Source organism: Curtobacterium sp. ME12 (genome assembly GCF_903970855.1).
GTDB lineage: Bacteria > Actinomycetota > Actinomycetes > Actinomycetales > Microbacteriaceae > Curtobacterium > Curtobacterium poinsettiae_A.
The window spans coordinates 50,722-73,215 of the sequence record NZ_CAJCKD010000017.1; the positions used below are offsets into that span (position 1 = coordinate 50,722).

20 protein-coding genes are annotated in these 22,494 nt (G+C 71.6%); 9 read left to right on the top strand and 11 right to left on the bottom strand.

Annotated elements, in window-relative coordinates; genetic code table 11:
- The first annotated feature begins 48 nt into the window (after positions 1–48).
- From H7A73_RS10130 to H7A73_RS10145, 4 genes are all read left to right on the top strand, one after another.
- Positions 49–1,146, top strand: a complete 1,098-nt coding sequence (locus H7A73_RS10130) for a glycosyltransferase (RefSeq protein WP_182065848.1) — start codon at positions 49–51, stop codon at positions 1,144–1,146.
- A gap of 54 nt (positions 1,147–1,200) precedes the next feature.
- Positions 1,201–1,668, top strand: a complete 468-nt coding sequence (gene purE / locus H7A73_RS10135) for a 5-(carboxyamino)imidazole ribonucleotide mutase (RefSeq protein WP_182065864.1) — start codon at positions 1,201–1,203, stop codon at positions 1,666–1,668.
- A gap of 40 nt (positions 1,669–1,708) precedes the next feature.
- On the top strand, positions 1,709–1,981 hold the full coding sequence (locus H7A73_RS10140) for a hypothetical protein (protein ID WP_182065849.1): 273 nt from the start codon (positions 1,709–1,711) through the stop codon (positions 1,979–1,981).
- 237 nt (positions 1,982–2,218) lie between these two features.
- Entirely contained in the window at positions 2,219–2,986 is a 768-nt protein-coding gene (locus H7A73_RS10145) for a family 16 glycosylhydrolase (protein WP_111235521.1), read from the top strand.
- 13 nt (positions 2,987–2,999) lie between these two features.
- On the opposite strand, the gene H7A73_RS10150 is transcribed toward H7A73_RS10145, so the two are convergent.
- The 6 genes from H7A73_RS10150 to H7A73_RS10175 form a co-directional block, all read right to left on the bottom strand.
- A complete protein-coding gene (locus tag H7A73_RS10150; protein WP_182065850.1) occupies positions 3,000–4,142 on the bottom strand; it encodes a glycosyltransferase family 4 protein in 1,143 nt (380 codons plus the stop codon).
- Positions 4,143–4,332: 190 nt separating this feature from the next.
- Positions 4,333–5,184 carry a dTDP-4-dehydrorhamnose reductase gene (rfbD, locus tag H7A73_RS10155; RefSeq protein WP_182065851.1) on the bottom strand — a complete coding sequence of 284 codons (852 nt, stop codon included), beginning with the start codon at positions 5,182–5,184 and terminating at the stop codon, positions 4,333–4,335.
- 11 nt (positions 5,185–5,195) lie between these two features.
- Positions 5,196–6,182 carry a dTDP-glucose 4,6-dehydratase gene (gene rfbB, locus H7A73_RS10160; RefSeq protein ID WP_110892679.1) on the bottom strand — a complete coding sequence of 329 codons (987 nt, stop codon included), beginning with the start codon at positions 6,180–6,182 and terminating at the stop codon, positions 5,196–5,198.
- The gene (locus H7A73_RS10165; protein WP_182065852.1) at positions 6,179–7,735 is read right to left on the bottom strand and encodes a glycosyltransferase family 39 protein; all 1,557 of its coding nucleotides are present in this window, start codon (positions 7,733–7,735) and stop codon (positions 6,179–6,181) included. Before H7A73_RS10165 ends, rfbB begins: the two co-directional genes overlap by 4 nt.
- Positions 7,732–9,291, bottom strand: coding sequence for a hypothetical protein (locus tag H7A73_RS10170; RefSeq protein ID WP_182065853.1), 1,560 nt, complete (start codon positions 9,289–9,291; stop codon positions 7,732–7,734). The genes H7A73_RS10165 and H7A73_RS10170 overlap by 4 nt, the downstream gene beginning before the upstream one ends.
- The gene (locus tag H7A73_RS10175; protein ID WP_071406435.1) at positions 9,281–10,222 is read right to left on the bottom strand and encodes a glycosyltransferase family 2 protein; all 942 of its coding nucleotides are present in this window, start codon (positions 10,220–10,222) and stop codon (positions 9,281–9,283) included. The genes H7A73_RS10170 and H7A73_RS10175 overlap by 11 nt, the downstream gene beginning before the upstream one ends.
- An 85-nt stretch (positions 10,223–10,307) precedes the next feature.
- Between H7A73_RS10175 and H7A73_RS10180 the strand changes: the two genes are divergently transcribed.
- From H7A73_RS10180 to H7A73_RS10190, 3 genes are all read left to right on the top strand, one after another.
- A complete protein-coding gene (locus H7A73_RS10180; RefSeq protein ID WP_182065854.1) occupies positions 10,308–10,916 on the top strand; it encodes a dTDP-4-dehydrorhamnose 3,5-epimerase family protein in 609 nt (202 codons plus the stop codon).
- Between the two features lie 10 nt (positions 10,917–10,926).
- Positions 10,927–11,790: a glucose-1-phosphate thymidylyltransferase RfbA gene (rfbA, locus tag H7A73_RS10185; RefSeq protein WP_182065855.1), complete on the top strand. Its 864-nt coding sequence runs from the start codon at positions 10,927–10,929 to the stop codon at positions 11,788–11,790.
- Between the two features lie 101 nt (positions 11,791–11,891).
- Positions 11,892–13,580: a glycosyltransferase gene (locus H7A73_RS10190; RefSeq protein WP_182065856.1), complete on the top strand. Its 1,689-nt coding sequence runs from the start codon at positions 11,892–11,894 to the stop codon at positions 13,578–13,580.
- A gap of 141 nt (positions 13,581–13,721) precedes the next feature.
- Here H7A73_RS10190 and H7A73_RS10195 read toward each other — a convergent pair whose 3' ends face one another.
- The 5 genes from H7A73_RS10195 to H7A73_RS10215 all read right to left on the bottom strand — a co-directional run bounded on the left by H7A73_RS10195 (position 13,722) and on the right by H7A73_RS10215 (position 19,046).
- Positions 13,722–14,576: a glycosyltransferase family 2 protein gene (locus H7A73_RS10195; RefSeq protein WP_182065857.1), complete on the bottom strand. Its 855-nt coding sequence runs from the start codon at positions 14,574–14,576 to the stop codon at positions 13,722–13,724.
- Entirely contained in the window at positions 14,573–15,742 is a 1,170-nt protein-coding gene (locus H7A73_RS10200; RefSeq protein WP_220456601.1) for a glycosyltransferase family 4 protein, read from the bottom strand. Before H7A73_RS10200 ends, H7A73_RS10195 begins: the two co-directional genes overlap by 4 nt.
- A gap of 74 nt (positions 15,743–15,816) precedes the next feature.
- Positions 15,817–16,992: a glycosyltransferase family 2 protein gene (locus tag H7A73_RS10205; protein ID WP_259362824.1), complete on the bottom strand. Its 1,176-nt coding sequence runs from the start codon at positions 16,990–16,992 to the stop codon at positions 15,817–15,819.
- Positions 16,911–18,140, bottom strand: coding sequence for an ABC transporter ATP-binding protein (locus tag H7A73_RS10210; protein ID WP_182065859.1), 1,230 nt, complete (start codon positions 18,138–18,140; stop codon positions 16,911–16,913). Before H7A73_RS10210 ends, H7A73_RS10205 begins: the two co-directional genes overlap by 82 nt.
- Positions 18,141–18,143: 3 nt before the next feature.
- On the bottom strand, positions 18,144–19,046 hold the full coding sequence (locus H7A73_RS10215) for an ABC transporter permease (protein ID WP_111235512.1): 903 nt from the start codon (positions 19,044–19,046) through the stop codon (positions 18,144–18,146).
- Positions 19,047–19,235: 189 nt separating this feature from the next.
- On the opposite strand from H7A73_RS10215, the gene H7A73_RS10220 reads away from it, so the two are divergent.
- Entirely contained in the window at positions 19,236–19,835 is a 600-nt protein-coding gene (locus H7A73_RS10220; RefSeq protein WP_182065860.1) for a hypothetical protein, read from the top strand.
- Entirely contained in the window at positions 19,835–22,402 is a 2,568-nt protein-coding gene (locus tag H7A73_RS10225; protein ID WP_182065861.1) for a hypothetical protein, read from the top strand. Before H7A73_RS10220 ends, H7A73_RS10225 begins: the two co-directional genes overlap by 1 nt.
- Positions 22,403–22,494: the final 92 nt, after the last annotated feature.

Genomic DNA, 22,494 nt, shown 5'->3' on the forward strand with positions numbered 1-22,494 from the left:
GTTCGCGAGTGACCTCGCACGCTGCGAGGCATGCGAGAGGATGGGGGCATGCCGCGTGATCTCGTCCGCCGGGCCGCCCGACGCCTGCGCCGCGCCGTCGCCGGGGCCCCACCGCAGCCGGCGCCCCTGCCCGTCCTCGGGTACGTCGTCGCCGGTGGTGGGGGCGCGCACCCGGCCTCGGCACACGTCCGTGTCGTCCGCCGCACCGAGCACCTGGCGGCGAGCGGCACCGCAGAGGTGCGTCAGGTCGACCCGGTAGCGTTCGTCGACGGCTCCGACCAGACGCCGTACGCCGCGCTCCTGGTGCAGCGGGACATCCTTCCCCGGGACGGTGTGCAGCCCTTCCTGGCAACCGCCGCCTCCCGGGGCATCCGTGTCGTGGCCGAGGTCGACGACGACTTCTTCACCGAGTCCGGACGCGCGCGTTTGGCCCGCGCCGAGTACGACCCCGACCGGCTCGCCTCGATCGACGCCCTGGTGCGCGGTGCCGACACCGTCGTCGTGAGCACGCCCGAACTCGCCGACGTGGTCCGTCCGGTCGCGCGGGACGTCGTCGTCGTGCCGAACGCCCTCGACCCGGCGATCTGGACTGCCGGCGCACCGGCGGAGGACGACGAGCGGCCCGCGGGGGAGCACCGGGTGCTGTACATGGGCACGCTCACCCACGCCGCGGACCTCGAGCTCCTGCGTGGCGTCTTCGCCGACCTCGCCACCGCCGACGGCACCCCGATCCGGCTCGAGGTCATCGGGGTGACCGAGGAAGGCGGCGCCGACTGGTTCCGCCGCGTCGAGGTCCCAGACGGGCACTACCCGGCGTTCTCCCGATGGCTCGTGGCGCACCGGGAGCGTTGGCGGGCGGGCGTCGCGCCGCTCCGCGACGAGGAGTTCAACCGAGCGAAGAGCGACCTGAAGTTCCTCGAGTACACCGCGCTCGGACTGCCGGCCGTGGTGTCCGACCGTCCGTCCTACGCCGTCGCACGGGGCCACGGGGCCGTGGCCGTGCCGGACGACGTGCAGGCGTGGCGGGACGCCGTCCGCACCGCCGTCGACCGTGGCCGGGCCGACGAGGGGGCGGCGCGCTGGGTCGACGAGGACCGCACGATCGGCCGTGACGGCGACACCTGGCGACGGGTGCTGCTCGGCTAGGCTCGTCGCGTGACCGCCACCGCCGCACCCGCACAGCCGCTCGTCTCGATCATCATGGGGTCGGACTCCGACTGGCCGACGATGCGGGCCGCGGCGGACATCCTCACCGAACTCGGCATCCCGTTCGAGGCGGACGTCGTGTCGGCGCACCGCACCCCGGACAAGATGACCCGCTTCGCCCGCGGCGCCGCCGACCGTGGCATCCGGGTCGTCATCGCCGGGGCCGGCGGGGCGGCGCACCTGCCGGGCATGGTGGCCTCGATGACGACGCTCCCGGTGATCGGTGTCCCGGTGCAGCTCGCGCGTCTCGACGGCCTCGACTCGCTGCTCTCGATCGTGCAGATGCCGGCGGGGATCCCGGTCGCGACGATGGCGATCAACGGTGCCGCCAACGCCGGTCTGCTGGCCGCGCGCATCATCGGTTCCTCGGAGCCGCCCGTCGCCGCTCGCCTGACCGACTACGCCGACGGGCTCGAGCGCCTGGTCGAGGAGAAGGCGGCGCGCCTCCGCGACTCGCTCTGAGGTCGCCGCTGGGGGGTCCGAGCCGCGCTACGGTAGCGGGATGCGCCGCGCCGTCCCCGTCCTCGTCCTCTCCGTGGTCGCCGTGGTCGCCGCGGTGGTCTGCGTGGTCGCTGCGGGCGCGGCCGGTCCGATGAACCCCGTGGCGGGGTGGTTCCGTGGCGCGGGCCAGGACGTCGTGGCGACGAAGTCGCAGTTCGACTCGTGGTTCGCGGCGCTCCACGTCGCCGAGGCCGCAGCGGTCGTCGCCGTCCTCGCCGTGGTGGCCGCCGTCGTGGTCGCCGTGGTCGCTCGACGCCGTCGCGCACGGCCCTGACCCCACCACGCGACGTCTGCGCGCGGCTGATCCGAACGATGCGGACGCCACGGCACGCCCACTGACCAGGACTTCTTGCCCGACGGCTGATCCTCCCGCAAGACCCGTGTACTGGGGGTGCTCAGTCGTGTCAACCCCCGGGCGCAGATTGTGGACAGCAACTACCGTGAACGCCGGGCAGTCGAGATCCGACCGCCCGGCATCCACGGGAACGGGTGCGAACAGTCACGTCAGGGAGTGACCGACCTCATGCAGAAGCGCACCACCAGGAGGGCCGCACTCGCCGTCGTGCTCCTCGGAGCAGCACTCGTCGCCGGACCGCTCGGTCAAGGGACCGCAGCGACCGCCAGCTCGGCACCGCTCGGCGACGTCGGGAACTTCAAGCAGACCTTCCGCGAGCAGTTCAGCACCGCGGCGAGCGCCAAGGGGGCCTTCGCCAAGAAGTACGCGAACTCGTGGCAGCCGTACCCGGACGGGACCGGCGGCATGTACTACTCGGGTTCGCAGATCAGCTCGCACAACGGGTACATGGACGTCAAGCTCGACGGCAAGCACGGCGCCGCCGGCACCTTCGGCACGCCGACGGGAGCCTGGGGCCACAAGGGCGGCAAGTTCATCGTCCGCGCCAAGGCCACCGGCGGTGCCGGCAACGGCGCGGCCTTCATGCTCTGGCCGTCGTCCGACCGGTGGGCCGACGGCGAGATCGACTACCCCGAGGCCAACTTCGACCAGCAGCCGATGCTGCACCACCACTCGATGATCGCGGGCCAGGAGGCCAACGCGACGAGCATGAGCACCGGCGTCTCGTGGCGTTCGTGGCACACGTACTCGATCGAGTGGGTGCCCGGGAAGTCCGTGCGGTACCGCCTCGACGGCAAGGTGATCAAGACGATCACCACACACGTGCCGAAGACCGCGCACCGGTACATGTTCCAGGTGGGCGACTGGGGCGACGCCGGTCACCTGTACATCGACTGGGTCAGCACCTACACGTACAAGGGCTGACGCGCTCCGACCGTCAGAGGTCGGCGTGCAACTGCCAGGTCTCCGCGGCGGAGTCGGACCAGTCGTACATGCGTGCGCGGTCCGGCCCCGCGACGGCGAGCTGGCTGGCCAGGTGCGGGTCGTTCACGACCTGGTAGACCGCCTGTGCGAGCCGTGCCGGGTAGGACTCCCGCGGTGACCGTGCCACGGTGACGCCGGCGTCCGAGGCGACCTCCGCCACGGCGGGGTCGTCGGAGTGGATCACCGGGGTGCCGAAGCTCATCGCCTCGACCACGGGCAGGCCGAAGCCCTCGGCGAGGCTGGGGAACACGAACACGGTCGCACGGTCGTAGACCACCGCGAGGTCCGCGTCGTCGATGCGGCCGAGGACCTTCACCCGGTCGCGGGACAGGCCCGCGCGCTCCGCGGTGCCGTACACGTCGACGTCGCCCCAGCCGTCCGGACCGGAGATGACCAGGGGCACGTCGCCGGGGGCGTCCGGGTGGGCCATCGCCTCGATCAGGGACGCGAGGGCCTTGCGCGGTTCGAGCGTGCCGACCGCGAGCACGTAGCGGTCGGGCAGGCCGAGGCGCTCGGCGCGCAGGTCGGCGTCGACGGGCAGGCGGAGGCGTCCGCTCGGCGCGCCGCCGATCACGCGGAGCCGGTCGTCGAACCGGTGGATCTCGTTCAGCGCCCCCGCCACGGCGTGGGTCGGCACCACGACGGCGTCGGCGTGCTTCCACGCCCGCTTCACCATCGCCTTGTGGAAGTGGACGCCGCGCGGCGTCAGCGTCTCGGGGTTGGTCCACGGCACCACGTCGTGGACGGTCACCACGGTCTGCCTACCCGGGTCCTGGAAACGGTCGTGCTTGACCAGTGGTGCGAGCACGCTCGGCGCGTGCACCATGCCCTTCGCGATGCCGCCCACGAACCCGCCCTGCCAGGCGAGCGACAGCTCGCGACGCGGCAGCGGCAGTCGCTGCAGGTCGGACAGCCCGGGCAGGAGCGTCCGCAGGTGCGCCATCTCGTCGGACCCGACGGCGGAGACCACACCCGCGACCTCGCAGCCGCTCGGCGCGTGCTCGACGAGGTGACGTGCGAGCTCCTCGGCGTAGCGCCCGATGCCGCCCGGCACGGGCGCGACGATCTGGTCGACGATGACGTGGAGGGTGGTCATGGTGCTGTGCTCCTCGTCGTGGTTCGTGGACCCGTGGGCAGGGGGCCGAGGGCCGGCCCCGCGCTCGGCTGCCCGACACTACCAGGGTGGTCCCGGCGCCCCCTGGGCGCGGTCGGTGGTCGGACAGGAGGCGCGGGTCGGGTCCGCGGTGTGCGGGAACCGACCCGCGCCTCCGGGTCGAGAGCCGTGCCTACGCGGTCAGCGCACCCGCCGCGACCGCAGCGTGCAACGCGTCGCGCCAGTCGCGCATCGGCGCGAGTCCGGCGCGTGACCAGCCGTCGTGCCCGAGCACGCTGTACGCCGGACGCGGTGCCGGTCGGACGAACGCGGCGCTGTCCGTGGGCAGCACGCGCTCCGGGTCGAGCCCGAGTTCGCGGTAGATGGCCTGCGTGAAGTCGAACCAGGAACCCTGGCCGGCGTTCGTGCCGTGGTACGTGCCCGCAGGGGCGTCCACGTCGACGAGTTCGACGATCCGTGCGGCGAGGTCGCCCGTCCACGTCGGCTGGCCGACCTGGTCGGTGACGACGCTGACGGTGTCGTGCGACCCCGCGAGCCGGAGCATGGTCGCGGCGAAGTTCGGCCCGTGCGCGCCGTAGATCCACGCGGTGCGGACGACGTACGAGGTGTCCGGAGCGATCGCACGGACGAACGCCTCGCCGGCGGCCTTCGTGCGGCCGTAGGCGTTGATCGGGTCGGTCGGCGCGTCCTCGGCGTAGGGCGCGGTGCCGTTGCCGTCGAAGACGTAGTCGGTCGACACGGTGACGAGCTTCGCGCCGTGGCGGACCGACGCTTCGGCCAGCAGCTTCGGCCCCGTCGCGTTGACCGCGTGGGCGTCGTCCTCGTGGTCTTCCGCGTCGTCGACCTTCGTGTAGGCGGCCGAGTTGATCACGACGTCGTGTCCGGCGACGGCAGCGTCCACCGCGGCCGGGTCGGTGATGTCGAGGTCGGCCCGCGACAGCGCGGTGACGTCGCGGCCGGCGAGTGCGGCCTGGAGGTCCTGACCGAGCATGCCGGCGGCGCCGGTAATGAGGTACCTGGTCACGGTGTGCCGGTTCAGCTCAGCGCCGCACGCTGCTTGAGCGGCTCCCACCAGGCGCGGTTGTCGCGGTACCACTGCACGACGTCGGCCAGGCCCTGCTCGAAGGGCACGAGCGGCTCGTAGCCGAGCTCGGCCTGGATCTTCGAGATGTCGACCGAGTACCGCAGGTCGTGGCCGAGACGGTCGGCGACGCGGTCGACGTACGACCAGTCCTTGCCGGTCGCGTCGAGCAGCAGCTGCGTGAGCTCCTTGTTGGTCAGCTCGGTGCCGCCGCCGATGTTGTAGATCTCGCCGGCGCGGCCACGGGTCAGGACCATCGCGATGCCACGGGTGTGGTCGTCGACGTGCAGCCAGTCGCGGATGTTGTTGCCCTCGCCGTACAGCGGCACGTGCTGGTCGTCGATGAGGTTGGTCACGAACAGCGGGATGACCTTCTCGGGGAAGTGGTACGGCCCGTAGTTGTTCGAGCAGCGCGTGATCGAGAGGTTCAGCCCGTGCGTGCGGTGGTAGCTGCGGGCGAGCAGGTCGCTGCCGGCCTTCGACGCCGAGTACGGCGAGTTCGGCTCGAGCGGGCGCTCCTCGTCCCACGAGCCTTCGCTGATGGAGCCGTAGACCTCGTCGGTGGAGACGTGCACGAAGCGCTCGGTGCCGTGGCGGAGCGCGGCGTCGAGCAGGCGCTGCGTGCCCACGACGTTGGTCTCGACGAAGATGCCGGAGTCGCGGACCGAGCGGTCGACGTGGGACTCGGCGGCGAAGTGCACGATGGCGTCGACGGTCGGGACGACCTCGTCGAGCTTCGCGGCGTCGCGGATGTCGCCGTGCACGAAGGTGTAGCGGGGGGAGTCGGCGACCGGGGCGAGGTTCGCTTCGTTGCCGGAGTAGGTCAGTGCGTCGTAGACGACGACCTCGGCGCCCTCGAGGCCGGGGTACGCGTCCTCCAGCGTGCGGCGGACGAAGTTCGAGCCGATGAAGCCGGCTCCTCCGGTGACGAGGATCTTCACGAGTTCTCTTTCCTGACGGTCGGTTCGTGGGTCGGCGGCGATTCTAGCGGGCCACCGGTGGGGTCGGCGGCGGTGCGCCACACCAGGACGACGGTCGCGACGGCGGCGGCCGCGAACACCACGGCGACCAGCGCGATCACGGCCGGCCCGGTGAGTGCGCCGCCGGCCATCGCGGAGATCCCGCCGGGCGTGACGCGGAACTGCGTGTTCTCCCATCCGCCGCGGTAGGTCAGGCCGATGCCGTACGTGCCGATCGCGAGGGAACCGACGACCGCCGACCGGGCCAGGCGCCGACGCAGCTCCGGACGGACGACGAGGGCGTGCCAGGCGACCGCCTGGGCGAGCACGAGCGCCACGACCGCGACGAACAGGAACCGGCCCTGCAGCCCGTTGCCCTGGTGCGTGCCGAGGTAGTTCCGCCAGTTGTAGGCGAGGGTGGCGACGAGGACCACCGTCGGCCAGACGAGCAGGATCGTGGTGACCCGGCGGCCCGGGGTCCGGCGGGCGTACGACCAGGCGATGACGGCCAGCCCCACGACCGCGAGCGTGTCGACGACCATCGGCGGCAACGGCCACTGGTTCGCACCGAGTGCGCCGAAGAACGAGGCGGTCAGGCCGTCCCACTGGCGTCCGGCGAACGCCCCGGGGTTCGCACCGCCCGCCGGGTAGGGCTGCACGGTCGTGACGGCGCGCAGGGCGTCGGGCAGGAGCGTCCCGCTGACGAGCAGCGTCCGCACCCACCACCAGCCGGACACGGCGACGGCAGCGATGACGACCACGCCGGCGTGCAGGGTCCGGCGACCCCACGTCCGGCCCGGTGCCAGGGCGAACACGAGGACGACGAACGGGATCGCCAGGAGCCCCAGCGCGTTCAGGGCGGCCAGCCCGGTGACGGCCACGGCGAGCCCGGCGGTGGTCCACCACGAACGGTCGCCGGTCAGCACGCGGGCGCTCAGGCAGACGAGCACGGCGCCGAGCAGGACGACCGGTGCCCACACGGTGACGCCGGAGGTGACCTGCGCCAGCTGCGGGACGGCGAAGAGCAGGACCGGGGCGACGAGCGCCGTGCGGCGCGAGCGGGTCACCCGTCGGACCGTCGCCCAGACCAGGAGCGGCAGCGCGGTGACGAGCAGCACGTCGAACACGCGAAGCACGAGCACCGAGGTCGCCCAGTCGTGCGAGCCGAACCGGGTGACGCGCAGGATCCCGGCGGCCACCAACCAGTACGTCGGCGGGTTCTGGGACATCGGGTCGATCGCGGGGGAGTCCCCGGGCACCGCCGCCAGCAGCGCGTCGACCGTGGGACGGTCGACGGCCGGGACCGGGTGCTCGACGATCTGCCGCACGGCGGCGAGGTAGTGCATCTCCCCGCCGTGCGGCCAACCGAGTCCGAGCGCAAGGCGGAACGCGGCGTCGACGTGCGCCGGCTCGTCGGGTGCCCCGAAGGCCGGGGTGACGAGGGCGAAGGTCAGCAGGAAGGCGAGCCAAGCCAGCGTCACGGTGCCGAGCAGGACCCACTCGTGCCGGCCGACGCGCGGTCGCGGGGCGCTCACGCGGGGACCTCCGGACGGCGCATGAACCGGACGAGCAGCACGGCGGTGATGGTCAGTGCGACCGCGGCGACGGCGACGAGGGTGAAGTTCGTGCCGGCGGGGACCATGCCGTAGCGGTCGAACCGGCCGACCGCGAACTCGTCGACCCAGAAGGCGGCGTCGTGCCCGAAGGCCCGCAGCGCGTAGACGACGCCGTACAGCGCGATGGCCATCGCCGCGATCGACATCCCGACGGCGAGCCGGGTGGCGCCCACTGCCGTCACGGAGACCCGGCGCCAGGCGAGGGCACTCAGGGCGATGAGGGCGATGAGCGTGGGGTAGTAGTAGCGCCCCTGGGTGCCGGCGACGATGGTGCTCCGGACGTACCCGCCCCACCCGCTCTGCAGGTGCAGGGTGATGAGGATGACGGGGAACGACGCCAGCACGATCGCCGGGCGGAGCGACGGGCCGCGCCGGAAGCCCCAGACGACGATGCCGACGAGCGACGCGACGGTCAGCCCGTCGATCAGGACCTGGGCGAGCTGGAACTGGGTGAGACCACCGACGCTGCCCCAGAAGGTGCGGGTGACGCCGTTCCAGTAGTCGCGGAGGAACACCTCGGGGCTCGCGGCGGTGCCGGCCGGGAACGGCATCGGCGGACGTGCGCCGGCCATGCCGTCCGGCTGGATGTCGTGGTACACGAGGATGTTGCGCAGCCACCACCAGCCGCCGATGACGGCGGCGAGCCCCAGCGTCCACAGCGTCCGGAGCGCGTTCCGCCAGACGGTCGCCCGGGTGCAGCCGGCGGCCATCACGGCGATGCCCACGAACGGGATCGCGGGGAGTGCGGTGCCCTTGACGAGCAGCATCGCACCGAGCAGCAGTCCGATCCAGATGGTCGTGCGGACCCGCAGGTCCCCCGTGAGCAGTCGCACCACGAAGTACACGAGCGCCCCGGCCAACGGCAGCATGAGCGCGTCGTTCGTGACCGAGGTGCCGATCGAGGCGACCTCGGGCAGGGCGAACACCGCGGCACCGCCGACCAGTGCGGCCCGTGGTGACCGCGTCAGTCGACGCACGGTCGCCCATGCCAGGAACGGCAGCGGCAGGACGAGCAGGGCGTCGAACAGTCGCAGCACCATGACGGCGAGGTCCCAGCGGAGGTCCTCGAAGTGCACCAGCTGCAGGACCCCGGCGGCCAGGGCGTAGTACGTCGCGGGGTGCTGCGACATCTGGTCGATGCTGGTCGGGTGCACCCCCGGGAACTCGCGGAGCAGCTCGCCCCACGTCTGGTTCGCGTCGGTCGACTGCCGCATGTTGCTGATCTGGGTGTCGTGCACCGCGTTGAGGTAGTGCATCGCCCCGGGCGCGGGCCAGCCGTCACCGATTGCCAGGTGCAGTACGGCGTCGACGTGGGTCGGCTCGTCCGGGGCCTTGTACGTCGTGGTGACGACGGCCCAGACGGCGAGGACGGCGGCGAACGCCACCGTCAAGGCGATCACGAGGATGCGCTCACGTCGCCCGACCGCGGGTCGGACGTCGGGGCGCGACACGGCCGGTGCCGTGTCAGTCGCCATACCGCTGCAGTTTCTGCAGGTCGAGCTGCTCCTCGGCCAGCGTGCGGTTGAGGCGGGTGAGGTCGGCCACGACGCCGATGACTATCGAGAGGAGCGCCGTGATGAGCAGGACGACGCCGAGGATGATCGACTGCAGGTGGTTGCCGCCGGTCTGCATCGCCAGGAGCACCAGGTACCGGATGAGCGGCCAGAGCCCGAGGGCGCCGAGCACCGCCGCGACCCAGAGGAACAGGGCCATCGGCCGGTACATCAGGTAGACGCGGGCGATCGCCGAGCCGGACTCGAACATGTGCTGGAAGATGTTGTTGAAGAGCCGCGACTCGCGGGTCTTCGGGTTCGTCGTGATCGGGACCGACGCGATCGCCAGGCGCTTGTAGCCGGCCTGCACGATGGTCTCCATGCAGTAGCTGAAGCGCGTCACGATGTTCAGGCGGATGAGCGAGTACTTCGAGTACGCCCGGAACCCGCTCGCCGCGTCGGGCAGGTCGAGTCCGGCCGCACGGCTCGCGACCCACGAGCCGAAGCGCTGCATGACCTTCTTGAAGCCGGAGAAGTGCTCGATGGTGCGCGTCTGCCGGTCGCCGATGACGATCTCGGCTTCCTTCCGCAGGATCGGCTGCACGAGCTCGGCGATCTGCGCCTGCGGGTACTGGTTGTCCCCGTCGGTGTTCACGACGATGTCCGCACCGTGCAGCAGCGCGTAGTCGACGCCGTCACGGAACGAGCGGGCGAGGCCCATGTTCGTCGTGTGGTGCACGAAGTGCTTGACGCCGTGCTCCTTGGCGACCTCGACGGTGCGGTCGGTGCTGCCGTCGTTGATCACCAGGATCTCGATCTCGTCGATGCCGTCGATCTCCCGCGGGATGGAGTCGATGACGCTGGCGAGGGTGTTCTCCTCGTTGAGGCAGGGGATCTGGACGAATAGCTTCACGGGCTCGCTTGGTCTCGTTTCGGGAGTCGGCAATGCGCAGAACCATGACAGCCTATGCGAACTCACGGCTTGCTAGGCTTCCCCGGTGCAGATCCGCGAACTGAAGATCCCTGGCGCGTGGGAGTTCACGCCCGTCCAGCACGGCGACGCACGAGGAGCATTCCTCGAGGCGTACCGCGCCGACGTGCTCGAGGAGACCGTCGGTCACCCGCTCGACCTCCGCCAGGTGAACATGTCGATCTCCGCGGCCGGTGTCGCCCGCGGCATCCACTACGCCCTCGTCGCGCCGAGCCAGGCGAAGTACGTCACCGCCGTGCGCGGGGCGTTCATCGACTACATCGTCGACATCCGAGTCGGGTCCCCGACGTTCGGCCAGTGGGACTCCGTCCGGATCGACGACATCGACCGCAAGGCCGTCTACCTGTCCGAGGGGCTCGGCCACGCGATCGTCGCGCTCGAGGACCAGTCGACCGTGAACTACCTGGTCAGCGCGCACTACAACCCCGAGCGAGAGAAGGGGATCACGATCCTCGACCCGACCGTCGGCCTCGAGCTCCCCGAGGGCATCGGCGAGCCGGTGCTGTCCGAGAAGGACACCAGCGCCCCCACCCTCGAGGAAGCCGCGGCACAGGGCCTGCTGCCGACGTACGAGGAGTGCGTCGCGTACACCGAGTCGCTCCGGACGAAGAAGTAAGGGGAAAGCGATGAAGGGCATCATCCTCGCCGGCGGTTCCGGCACGCGCCTCTGGCCCATCACCAAGGGCATCAGCAAGCAGCTCATGCCGATCTACGACAAGCCGATGGTCTACTACCCGCTGTCGACGCTCATGATGGCCGGCATCCGCGAAGTGCTCGTCATCACGACGCCGGAGTACAACGACCAGTTCCGGGCCCTGCTCGGCGACGGCTCGGCGCTCGGCATGGAGATCCAGTACGCCGTGCAGCCGTCACCGGACGGTCTGGCGCAGGCCTTCGTCATCGGCGAGGAGTTCATCGGCGACGACAGCGTCGCCCTCGTCCTGGGCGACAACATCTTCCACGGCACCGGCCTCGGCACGAACCTGCGGAAGAACACCGATGTCCAGGGCGCGACGATCTTCGCGTACCACGTGGCCGACCCGAAGGCGTACGGCGTCGTGGAGTTCGACGACGACTTCACCGCCGTGTCGATCGAGGAGAAGCCGACCGAGCCGAAGTCGAACTACGCCGTCCCCGGCCTGTACTTCTACGACAACAAGGTCATCGAGATCGCGAAGACGATCGAGCCGAGTGCGCGCGGCGAGCTCGAGATCTCGACCGTCAACGAGCGCTACCTCGACGCCGGCGAACTCGGCGTCCAGGTCCTCGACCGCGGTACGGCCTGGCTCGACACCGGCACGTTCGAGTCGATGATGCAGGCGTCCGAGTACGTCAAGGTCATCGAGGACCGGCAGGGCTTCAAGATCGGGTGCATCGAGGAGATCGCCTGGCGCAACGGCTGGATCGACGACACGCAGCTCGCCGAGCTCGCCGCGCCGCTGGTCAAGGGCGGCTACGGCGTCTACCTGCAGCGTCTCCTCGGCGCGTAGTCACCGTCGTGGCGTCGGGCACCGGGTGGTTCGGTCGCCGACGCGACCCCTCCGGCCTGGAGGCCCGCCCCGCGTCGCCGACGTCGGCTGACGGCGACGGGATGGCCAGGTCGCAGGACGCTCCGCTGCGGTCCGCCGCCGAGGTCACGGTGCTCGTCACCACACGCTCGGACCGGCACGCCGAGGTCGCTCCGCTCGTCGCCGTCGCGCGCCGGGCCTTCGGCCGCTCCGCCGACGTCCGCGCGGCGAGCTACGTCGCCGACGCCTCGCCGGTCGCCCCGTTCGGCCGCGGCCTGCCCTGGGTGCGTCGCGCCCCGGTCGACGGCCTCGGCGCGGCGATCGACGCCGGGGTCGCCGGCGGCGTGGGCCGCACCCTCGTGCTCGTCGACTCGTCGGTGCAGGTCGACGTCCCCACGCTCCGCGCCCTCGCCGCCGCCGACACCGTCGCCCAGGCGCGTGTCCGGCTGCCGGACGGCACGGTGCGGTCGGGTGCCCGGCTCCTCCGCCCCGGGGCGCTGCCGTGGTCCGACGACCGCGCCGACGTCAGTACCGTGTTCGCGGCGGACCAGCCGGTGCTCTCGGTGCCGGGGGCGGCGTTGGTGCCGGCACCGTGCCTCCCGGACGAACGCATGACCCTGACGGCCTGGAGCCGCGCGGTCGCCGACCTGCACGGCGGGCCGGTGCGCGTCGTCGGCGAGGCGACCCGCTCGGTCGAGGCCGGCCGCACGGTCGACGCCGCGACCGTCGACGCGTTCACCGCCTGGCGCGACCGCGCGTCCGAGGGCGACGGTGTCGTCGCCGGACCGCCGCTGCCGCCGTGGGGCGCGCGGCCGGTGTCCCCGGCCGCGCGCGTGACCGGTGGCGACGCCGAACACCTCACCTGGTCGCTGAAGATCGCTGCGCCCGCCGGGCCCGAGGGCGACGGCTGGGGCGACGTGCACTTCGCCGCCGAGCTCGCCGGGGCACTCGAGCGGCTCGGGCAGCGCGTCCGGATCGACCGACGCGACGCCCACGTGCGGGACGACGATGCCTCGGACGACGTCACGCTGGTGATCCGGGGACTCGACCGGGTGGCGCCGAACCCGGCGTCGGTGAACCTGCTCTGGGTGATCAGCCACCCCGACGACGTCACGGACACCGAACTGCGGTCCTTCGACGCGGCGTTCGCGGCCGGGCCGGTGTGGGCGGCGGCGGCCGCTGCGCGTGCGGGCGTGCCGGTGCGCACGCTCCTGCAGGCGACCGACCCGTCGGTGTTCCACCCCGGGGCCCGTTCGGCGACGAGTCCGGACGCCGACCGCGTGGTGTTCGTCGGCTCGACCCGCGGCGCCGCGCGCCCCGTGGTCTCCGATGCGGTGGCGCTTCGGGCGGACCTCCGCGTGTACGGGCCCGGCTGGGGAGCACTCGTCCCCGCGGAGTCACTCGGAGAAGCATCCCTGAGCCGAGCCGAGGTCGCGACGGCCTACGCCTCGGCCCGAGTGGTGCTGAACGACCACTGGCCGGACATGGCGGCCGGGGGCTTCGTGTCGAACCGGGTGTTCGACGTGCTGGCGTCCGGGGGAGTCGTCGTGACCGACCCGGTGGCCGGGCTGTCCGACGTGCTGGACGTGCCGACCCTCGAGGTGGCGGGCTCCCGTGACGAGCTGGCCGACCTGCTCGACCCGGCGCACGCGTGGCCGGCCGCTGCCGAACGTGCCGCCGTGGCCGAGCGCATCGCCGTCGAGCACTCCTTCGACGCCCGCGCTGCCGTGCTGCTGGCGGCGGCCCGCGCCGAGCGCGCCCGCCGCCCCTGACGCCGTCTGGCCCGCAAGACACCGGTGTTCGTGCTCGGAACACCCGCAGACCGCGGTTCAACGCGCGAACACCGGTGTCTTGCGGACGGGGCCGCCCGCGAACGGGGCCGCCCGCGAACGGGACAGCCCGGCGAGCGGGCGCTACTTGCGTGTGACCCAGCGGGCACGGGCGGAGAGGCCCGCGTGCAGGGCGACCCGCAGGGGCCAGAGCCACCACGCCCGGTACTTCCGCGACAGGAACCGGTACGCGCTCCGGTGGTGCTCGATCTCCATGCGGCGCCGGTTGGACGACGTCGAGTGGGCTCCGGTGTGGGTGACGACCGCCGAGGGCACGTACACGTTCGCTCGCCCCGACCGACCGACGCGCTGGCCGAGGTCGACGTCCTCGAAGTACATGAAGTACGACTCGTCGAACCCGTCGAGCTCGCGGAAGAGCGACGTGCGGATGAGGAAGCACGCACCGGAGAGCCAGCCGGCCTCGCGCTCGACGACCTCGGTGGTGGACCAGTACCGCTGGCTCCACGGGTTCGCCGGCCAGAACCGCGAGAACGCGGCGTGGCCGAGGCCGGTCCGGAGCGAGGGGAGCTGCCGCGCGGACGGGTAGGTCTCGCCCTGGTCGTCGAGGATCCGGGGACCGAACGACCCGCCGGACGGCAACCGGTCCGCGGCGGCCACGAGTTCGTCGATCGAGCCCTCGCCGAGCACGACGTCGGGGTTCGTCACGAGCAGGAACTCCGGGCGCACGTCCGGCAGCACGTCGTCGAGGGCGTTCAGGGCCGCATCGATCCCGCCGCCGTAGCCGCGGTTGCCACCGGAGGAGACCACGACGGCGCCGTACGACTCGCCGATCGCCCGGAGTGCGTCGATGTCGGCCGAACCGTTGTCCGCGATGACCACCGCGACCGGGTCCTTCGAGGCACCGGCCACGCTCGCCAGGAACGGCCGGATGGTCTCGCCGGTGTTGTAGGTGACCGTCAGCACCGCCACCCGGATCACCGCGCACCCCCGGCGACGGACTCGTAGGCCGCGACGTGCACGGCCGCCGTGGCCTCCCAGGTGAACGAGGAAGCGCGGGCCAGCGCCGCCGCACGGTGCGAGGCCACGAGGGTGGGCTCGTCCAGCAGTGCCGTCATCGCGGACGCCAGCGAGGTCGCGTCGGGCTCGCTGTAGACGGCCGCGTCCCCGCCGACCTCGGGCAGGGACAGCCGCCGGGTGGTCAGGACGCACGCGCCGGAGGCCATCGCCTCGACCACGGGCAGCCCGAAGCCCTCGCCGAGGGACGGGTAGACGACGAACTCGGCACCACCGAGGTAGCCCGCCAGGTCCTCGAGCGGCAGGTAGCCGGCTTCGATCACGTGGTCCTCCGGCTGCAGCGCGTCGAGCCGGGCGATCGCGGACTCGTCCCACCCGCGGGCACCGGACAGCACGAGCCACGGGGTCTCCGAGCCCGGACCACCGTCCGACCCGGCAGCCGCACGCGCGGCGCGCACGGACGCGTAGGCGTCGAGCAGCGCCGTGACGTTCTTCCGCGGTTCGATGGTGCCGAGGAACGCGATCCAGGGCGCTCCCTCGGGCAGGGTCGCGGCGATCCGGGCGTCCTCGACCTCGGCGGTGGACGGCTCGTGGAACACGGCACGGTCGACGCCGAGCGGTGCGACCCGGACGTCGGCGCGGATGCCGGTCACGACCCGTGCGGCCTCGGTCGCGGTGGCCGCGCTCGGCACGATGACCACCGGGCGGGAACGCAGGGACCGGCGGCTCCACCACGTGAAGAACGTGCGCTTCAGGCGGGAGTGCCACTCGGGGTTGGAGAAGAACGTGGCGTCGTGCAGCGTGACGACGGACCCGCCACGCCAGCCGAACGGGAACGTGTAGTGCGGGGAGTGCAGCACCTGCGCGCCGAGTCGTCGGCCGAGCGCCGGCAGGCCCGTCTGCTCCCACAGGAACCGGAGCGGCACCGAGTCGGTCCACGCCGGCGCGGTGTGCACGGTGGCGTGCGGCGCCACGGTGCGGAAGTGCGAAGCGTGCACGGGTCGGACCACCAGGTGGACGTCGAGCGCCGGGTCGGTCAGGTGCGACACGACCCCCTCGACGTAGCGACCCACACCGCCGAGTTCACGCGGTACCGCGGTCCCGTCGACGAGGACGGTGAGCTGCGGCACGCGTGGATCCTTCCGGGCGGGGTCGTCGTGGCCGGGGCCGTCGACGGGCGAGTGTCCAGGATAGCCCGCTGCACTCATGCGCCCGGGTCCACGCGGCGGCGCGGGACGGACGCGCGCCGGGTCTCTCGCAGTCGGCGCGCGAGGTGGACCGGCAGGGTCCCCGCGACGTCCGCGAACGCCGTCAGGACGAGCCGCGCCTCCCGGCGGGTGCGACCGGAGGCCAGTGCGCGCAGGCCGCGCACCAGGGTGCGGGCGCTCGCCCGCGCGACGATCGGCCACGGGGCGTGCCAGAGCGCGACGACGATGCGGTTGCGGGCGTTGCGGAAGACGAACAGGTCGCTCTGCACGCCGGACGACGCCGAGTGGTCGTGCTCGACGACCGCGTCGGCCGCGTGCTCGACGCGCCATCCGCGCCGGCGCAGCCGCCAGGCGAGCTCGGTGTCCTCGTAGTACATGAACAGGGACTCGTCGAGCAGGCCGACGTCGTCCAGTGCCGTGCGCCGGAGGGCGGAAGCGCCACCGGAGAACCCGAAGACGTCGACGTCGGCGACCCGGTCGACGGGCGCGAACCAGTCGCGGTCCATCCCGTTGCCGTCGCGGTCGACGCGGACGCCGGTCGAGTTGAGCCGGACCTCGCCGTCCGCCGACGGCGTCCAGCGCCGGCCGTCGTGGTCGCGCAGCACGCGCTCGCCGGGTGCGGGCTCCACCCCGGCCGGGAGGCCCGTCCAACGTCCGGCGAGCACGATGCGGCCCGTCACGGCGGCGACCTCGGGCCCGGCGTGCGCCAGGTGGTCGCGGAGCGCCGCGACGAAGCCCGGTGCGGGCACGGCGTCGTTGTTCAGGAGCACGACGACGTCGGCACCCGCATGCCGGATGCCGGTGTTGGCACCGGCCGCGAAACCGCCGTTGTCGCCGCGTGCGATGACGGTGGCGTCCGGCAGGGCACGGCGGAGCACCGCGACGGAGTCGTCGGACGACCCGTTGTCGACGACGATGACGTCGTCGGCCGTGCCCTCGTCGAGCACGGCGCGGACGGCCGCGGTGGTCAGGTCGGCACGGTTCCAGTTCACGACGACGACCGCGGTGCGGAGCGTGCCGTCGGTCCGGGGCGCGGAGCCGGCACGGGGCGTGCCGTCGACGCGGTCCCCGGTGTCGCCGTCGTCCGGGGTCAGTCGAGCTCCTCGATCGAGGGCTCGGCGTAGACCGTGCCCACGGCGTGCTCGAACCCGGGGACCTCGAACGAGTCGCACTCCGGCATGTCGTGCAGGTGGCGCCCAGCGGAGTCCATCATCGACACGTTGATGAAGTACTTGCCGGTGCCGAACGCGGTGTCGGCGATCCGCAGGCGGAGCTTCCGGCGACCGTGCAGCGGCTGCAGTTCGAGGCCCATGATGCCGGTGGTGGTGCCGTAGACGACCTGGCCCCCGGCGTTGTTGATCTGGACCGCGGCCTCCCAGTCGGCGATGCCGTCCAGGTGCTCGAACTCCATGTCCACGACGAGGTCGTCGCCCGGCATGACGTCGGCGCGGGGCTCTTTGCCGTCCACGTGCACGCTCGCGCCGACGACCTTGCCGCGGCCGACGGCGACGTCGGTGCTGAGCTCGCCCTGACGGCGTTCCTCGAGCACCTCGCGGAACATGCTCACGGCCTGGACGGGGTCACCGTCGTGCAGCACCTTGCCCTTGTTGAGCAGGACGACGCGGTCGCACATCTCCTGCACCTGGCTGAGGGAGTGCGTGACGATGATGATCGTCTTGCCGGCCTCCTGGAAGGTGCGGATGCGGTCGAGGCACTTGCGCTGGAACGCCTCGTCGCCGACGGCCAGGACCTCGTCGACGAGCAGGACGTCGGGGTCGGTGTGCACGGCGACGGCGAACGCGAGCCGCACGTACATGCCCGATGAGTAGAACTTCACCTGGGTGTCGATGAAGTCCCCGATGCCCGAGAACGCCAGGATGTCGTCGAACTTCTCGTCGGTCTGCTTGCGGCTGAGACCGAGCAGGCTCGCGTTGAGGTAGACGTTCTCGCGGCCGGACAGGTCGGGGTGGAACCCGGCGCCGAGCTCGAGCAGGGCGGCGAGACGACCGCGGCGGGACACCGTGCCGGAGGTCGGCTGGATGATGCCGCCGATCGCCTTGAGCAGGGTCGACTTGCCGGAGCCGTTCTGGCCGATGAGCCCGACGGTCGAACCGGCCTGGATCGACACCGAGACGTCGTCGAGTGCCCAGAAGTCCTGGCGGTGCTTCCGCCCGGCGCGGCCGAGCGTGACGATGCGCTCGCGCAGGGTGTTGTCCTTGCGGACCGTGAAGCGCTTGCGGACGTGGTCGATGACGATGACGTCAGGACGCTCGGCGGTCTCACCGGGGGTCGTCGGGGCGACGGGGGTGCTGATGGCCATGGTCTAGAGCTCCTGCGCGAAGTTGCCCTGCAGGCGGGAGAAGATCCGCTGCGCACCGATGAGGCAGAGGAGGCCGATCACGAACGCGATCCCCAGCCGGAGCATCAGGTGGTCGGGGTACGTGACGTCGGCCGGGTCGTGCAGCCAGATCGCGTTCTGCAGGCCGAGCACCGACAGGGTCAGCGGGTTGTTCGTGTAGACGGTGAGGAGCCAGTCCGCGTTCACGGTGGCGACCACCCGCGAGTACGAGTAGACGATCGGCGAGGCCCAAAGCAGGACCATCAGGCCGACGTCGATGACGAACTGCACGTCACGCAGGTACACGTTGAGCGCGGACAGCACCAGACCGATGGCCGCGCCGTAGACCAGGATCACCGCGAGCGACGGGATCAGGTAGACCAGGCCCTCGTGCCACGGGAAGACGCCGATCACGACCGTCGCGGCCAGCAGGATCGCGAACTGGATGGTGAAGTTCACCAGGGCTGCGCCGACGCTGGCGAGCGGGAAGACCTCGCGGGGGACGTACACCTTCTTGATCAGCCCGGAGTTGCCGACGATCGAGCCGGTCGACCCGGCGACGATCTCGCTGAAGAGCGTGTAGGCGGTCAGGCCGGTGAAGACGTAGATCGCGAAGTTGTCGATGCCGTTGGCGGCGCCGAGGACCTTGCCGATGACGAAGTAGTAGATGAGCAGCTGGGTCAACGGACGCACGAGCGTCCAGACGAACCCGAGTGCCGAGTCCTTGTAACGCGCCTTCAGGTCACGCCGGACGAGCATGCCGAGCATCTCGCGCTGCCGGAAGACGTCGCGCAGCTCACGGAAGGTCCCGCGGAAGGCGCTCGTCGGCGCGCCGATCACGACGAGGGGTTCCTTCGCGAGCGCGGTCATGCGGGCTTGGTCGACCATACGTCTCTTCGTTCGTGGGGGCAGGACCGGAACAGCATACTCACCGGGCCCGCGGGACGGGGTTGGGCGACGGTCGTCGTGCACCCCGAGTGGGGGTGATTCCGGCCGATCCAACCCTCAACCTTCACTTTCGAGTTACCGTTGTTGCAACCCGGACCCTTGTCAACATCCACAGGACGGCCCGTCAGCATGCTCCTCGCATCCAGGCCGATCGCTGCGTTCGCGGTGGTCGGCGCACTCAGTCTCCTCTTGGCCGGTTGTTCCGGTGGGGGCGACGACGCCACCCCGTCGCCGTCCGCGTCCGTCTCGCGCACCCCGAGTGCGACCCCGACGGGCGACGACTCGGCGACCACTGCCCCCACCGACACGGCCTCGACGCCGACCGACGGTGCGTCCGACGGCGACGGCGACGACGCCTCCGACGACGACACCCCCGGCGCGTTCCCGGGCAGCGGCGCGACGAACCAGCCGGACACCGACCCGTCGGAGTACCCGGCCACGGCCGTCGTCACCTTCGCCGGCTGGGACACCGGGTCGAATACCCTCCAAGCCGGCGGCCTGGTCTCCGGCACGACCGACACGAGCGGGAAGTGCACCTTCACCGCGACGAAGGACGGCGTCACGCGCACCGCAACGAGCACCGCACAGGCGAGTGCGTCGTCGGTGAACTGCGCGCAGGTGTCGTTCCCCGCGGCGAAGGTGCCGAGCGGCACCTGGTCCGTCACCCTGACCTACGCCGTCGGCTCCGCGTCGACGACGTCCGACCCCCTGACCGCCGAGGTCCCGTGATGCGCAACTCCCGCACCCCCCGCACCACCCGAGCAGCCCGCTCCCGTCGTCCCCTCCGCAGCTCCCTCGCCATGGTTGCGGCCCTCGCCGTCGCGGTGAGCGGCCTGACCTTCGGCACGGTGCTCGCGGAGCAGACCACGACCCAGGCGGCCTCGGCCGCGGTCGCCTCGGACTTCGACCCGGGCAACATCATCAGCGACGCGAACTTCTACAACGGCTCGGCGATGAACGCCGCCGCCGTGCAGTCGTTCCTGACGAGCGTCGCGCCGAACTGCCGCAAGGCCTCCGGCGGCCCCGCCTGCCTGAAGGACTTCTCGCAGAAGATGAGCTCGATCGGCGCCGTCTCCGGCCGGTGCGCGGCCATCGCCGGCGGCACGAAGACCGCCGCGACGATGATCGCCCAGGTCGGTGCCGCGTGCGGCATCAGCCAGAAGGTGCTGCTCGTGCTCCTGCAGAAGGAGCAGGGCATCGTCACGACGTCCTCGCCGACGTCCTACATGTACCTGCACGCCACCGGTTTCGCGTGCCCGGACACCGCCCCGTGCGACCCGGCCTACTACGGCTTCGGCCAGCAGGTCTACGCCGCGGCGCTCCAGTTCAAGCGGTACCAGGCGTCGCCGACCTCGTGGGCGTACCAGGCGGGCCGGACGAACTCGATCCTGCTCAACCCGAACGCGGCCTGCGGCCGGAAGTCCGTCTACATCCAGAACCAGGCCACCGCGAGCCTGTACATCTACACCCCGTACACCCCGAACGCCGCGGCCATGTCGAACCTCTACGGCACCGGTGACAGCTGCTCGGCCTACGGCAACCGCAACTTCTGGCGCATGTACACCGACTGGTTCGGTGCTGCGGCCGGCGGTGGCAACCCCTACGGCGACGTCGACTCCGTGACCGCGACCTCCACCTCGTCGATCACGGTCACCGGCTGGGCGGCCGACCCGGACACCACCAACGCCCTGCGCGTCGCGTTCTACGTCGACGGCGCCGGCGCGAAGACCGTCACGGCGGACAAGACCCGGAGCGACCTCGCCGGCACCCTCGGCGCGAACAACACCAAGCACGGGTTCTCGGCCGAGCTGACCGGGCTGAGTCTCGGCAAGCACTCCGTCTGCAGCTACGCCATCAACCAGGGCCGCGGGGCGAACACCCTGCTCGGCTGCTACACCCGGACCATCACGAGCGCGGCACCCAAGGGCGTCCTCGACTCGGTGACCGGTGGCGTCGGCACGATCTCGGCGACCGGCTGGGTCCTCGATCCCGACTCGTCCAAGCCCGGCTCGTGGAAGATCCTCGTCGACGGCGTGAGCAAGGCGACCGGCACTGCGGACAAGACGCGCACCGACGTGGCGAAGGTCTACCCGGGCGTCGGCAGCACCCTCGGCTTCTCGAAGACGATCGGCGGCATCAGCGCGGGCACGCGCGCCGTGACGCTGTACGTGATGGACAAGCCCGGCACGAAGTACGTGAAGGTCGCGTCGAAGTCGGTCGTCGTGGACGCCCCGACCACCGGCAAGACCGGCAAGACCGGTGCCGTGCGCGGCTCGTACGACTCCGTCACCGGCGGCGTCGGCACGGCCACCGTGCGGGGCTGGGCGATCGACCCGGACGTGTGGGACCCGGTCAAGTACAAGATCCACGTCGACGGCGTGAGCACGGACAGCGGGGTCGCCGACGCCACCCGCACCGACGTCGAGGCGGAGCACCCCACGTGGGGCTCCGACGTCGGCCTGACGCTCCGGCTCACCGGCCTGCAGGCCGGCAAGCACACCGTGCGCGTCTACTTCCAGGACCTGCAGGGCGGCAAGTACGTCAGCTTCGGCACCAAGTCCGTGACCGTGACCGCCGCGTCGACCGCCGAACCCGACGCGTCGGGGACGACCGGCAAGACGGGCAAGACCGGCTCGGTCAAGGGTGCGTTCGAGTCCGCGGTCGGTGGCGTGAACAGTGCCACCGTGCGCGGCTGGGCGATCGACCCCGACGTCTGGGACCCCGTCGCCTACAAGATCCACGTCGACGGTGTCGCCATCGCCCCCGGGACCGCGAACGCGAAGCGGACCGACGTCGAGGCCGTGCACCCCGCATGGGGCTCCGACGTGGGACTCGCCCTGAAGATCCCGGAGCTGGCAGCCGGCACCCACACCGTGCGCGTGTACTTCCAGGAGCTGCCGAGCGGCACGTACAAGAGCTTCGGCACGAAGAGCGTGACGGTCACCGATCCGCCCACCACCGGCAAGACGGGCAAGACCGGATCGGCCAAGGGCCTGTACGAGTCCGTCACCGGCGGCACGGGCACCATCACCGTGGCCGGCTGGGCGATCGACCCGGACGTCTGGGACCCGGTCAAGTACAAGATCCACCTGGACGGCGTGGCCGTCGCGCCCGGAACGGTCAACGCGACCCGCACCGACGTGCAGGCCGTGCACCCGGACTGGGGATCGGACGTCGGACTGTCGCGGAAGTTCACCGGGGTGAAGAAGGGCACGCACACCGTGCGCGTCTACTTCCAGGACCTGCCGAGCGGCACCTACAAGAGCTTCGGCACGAAGACCGTCACGGTGCAGTAGGCCGCCACCACGACGGTCCGGAGGCGGACCCCACCAGCCGGTACCGGCGCACCGCGCCAGCGGGGTGACGGCCGAGACGGGAGGCCCGGTAC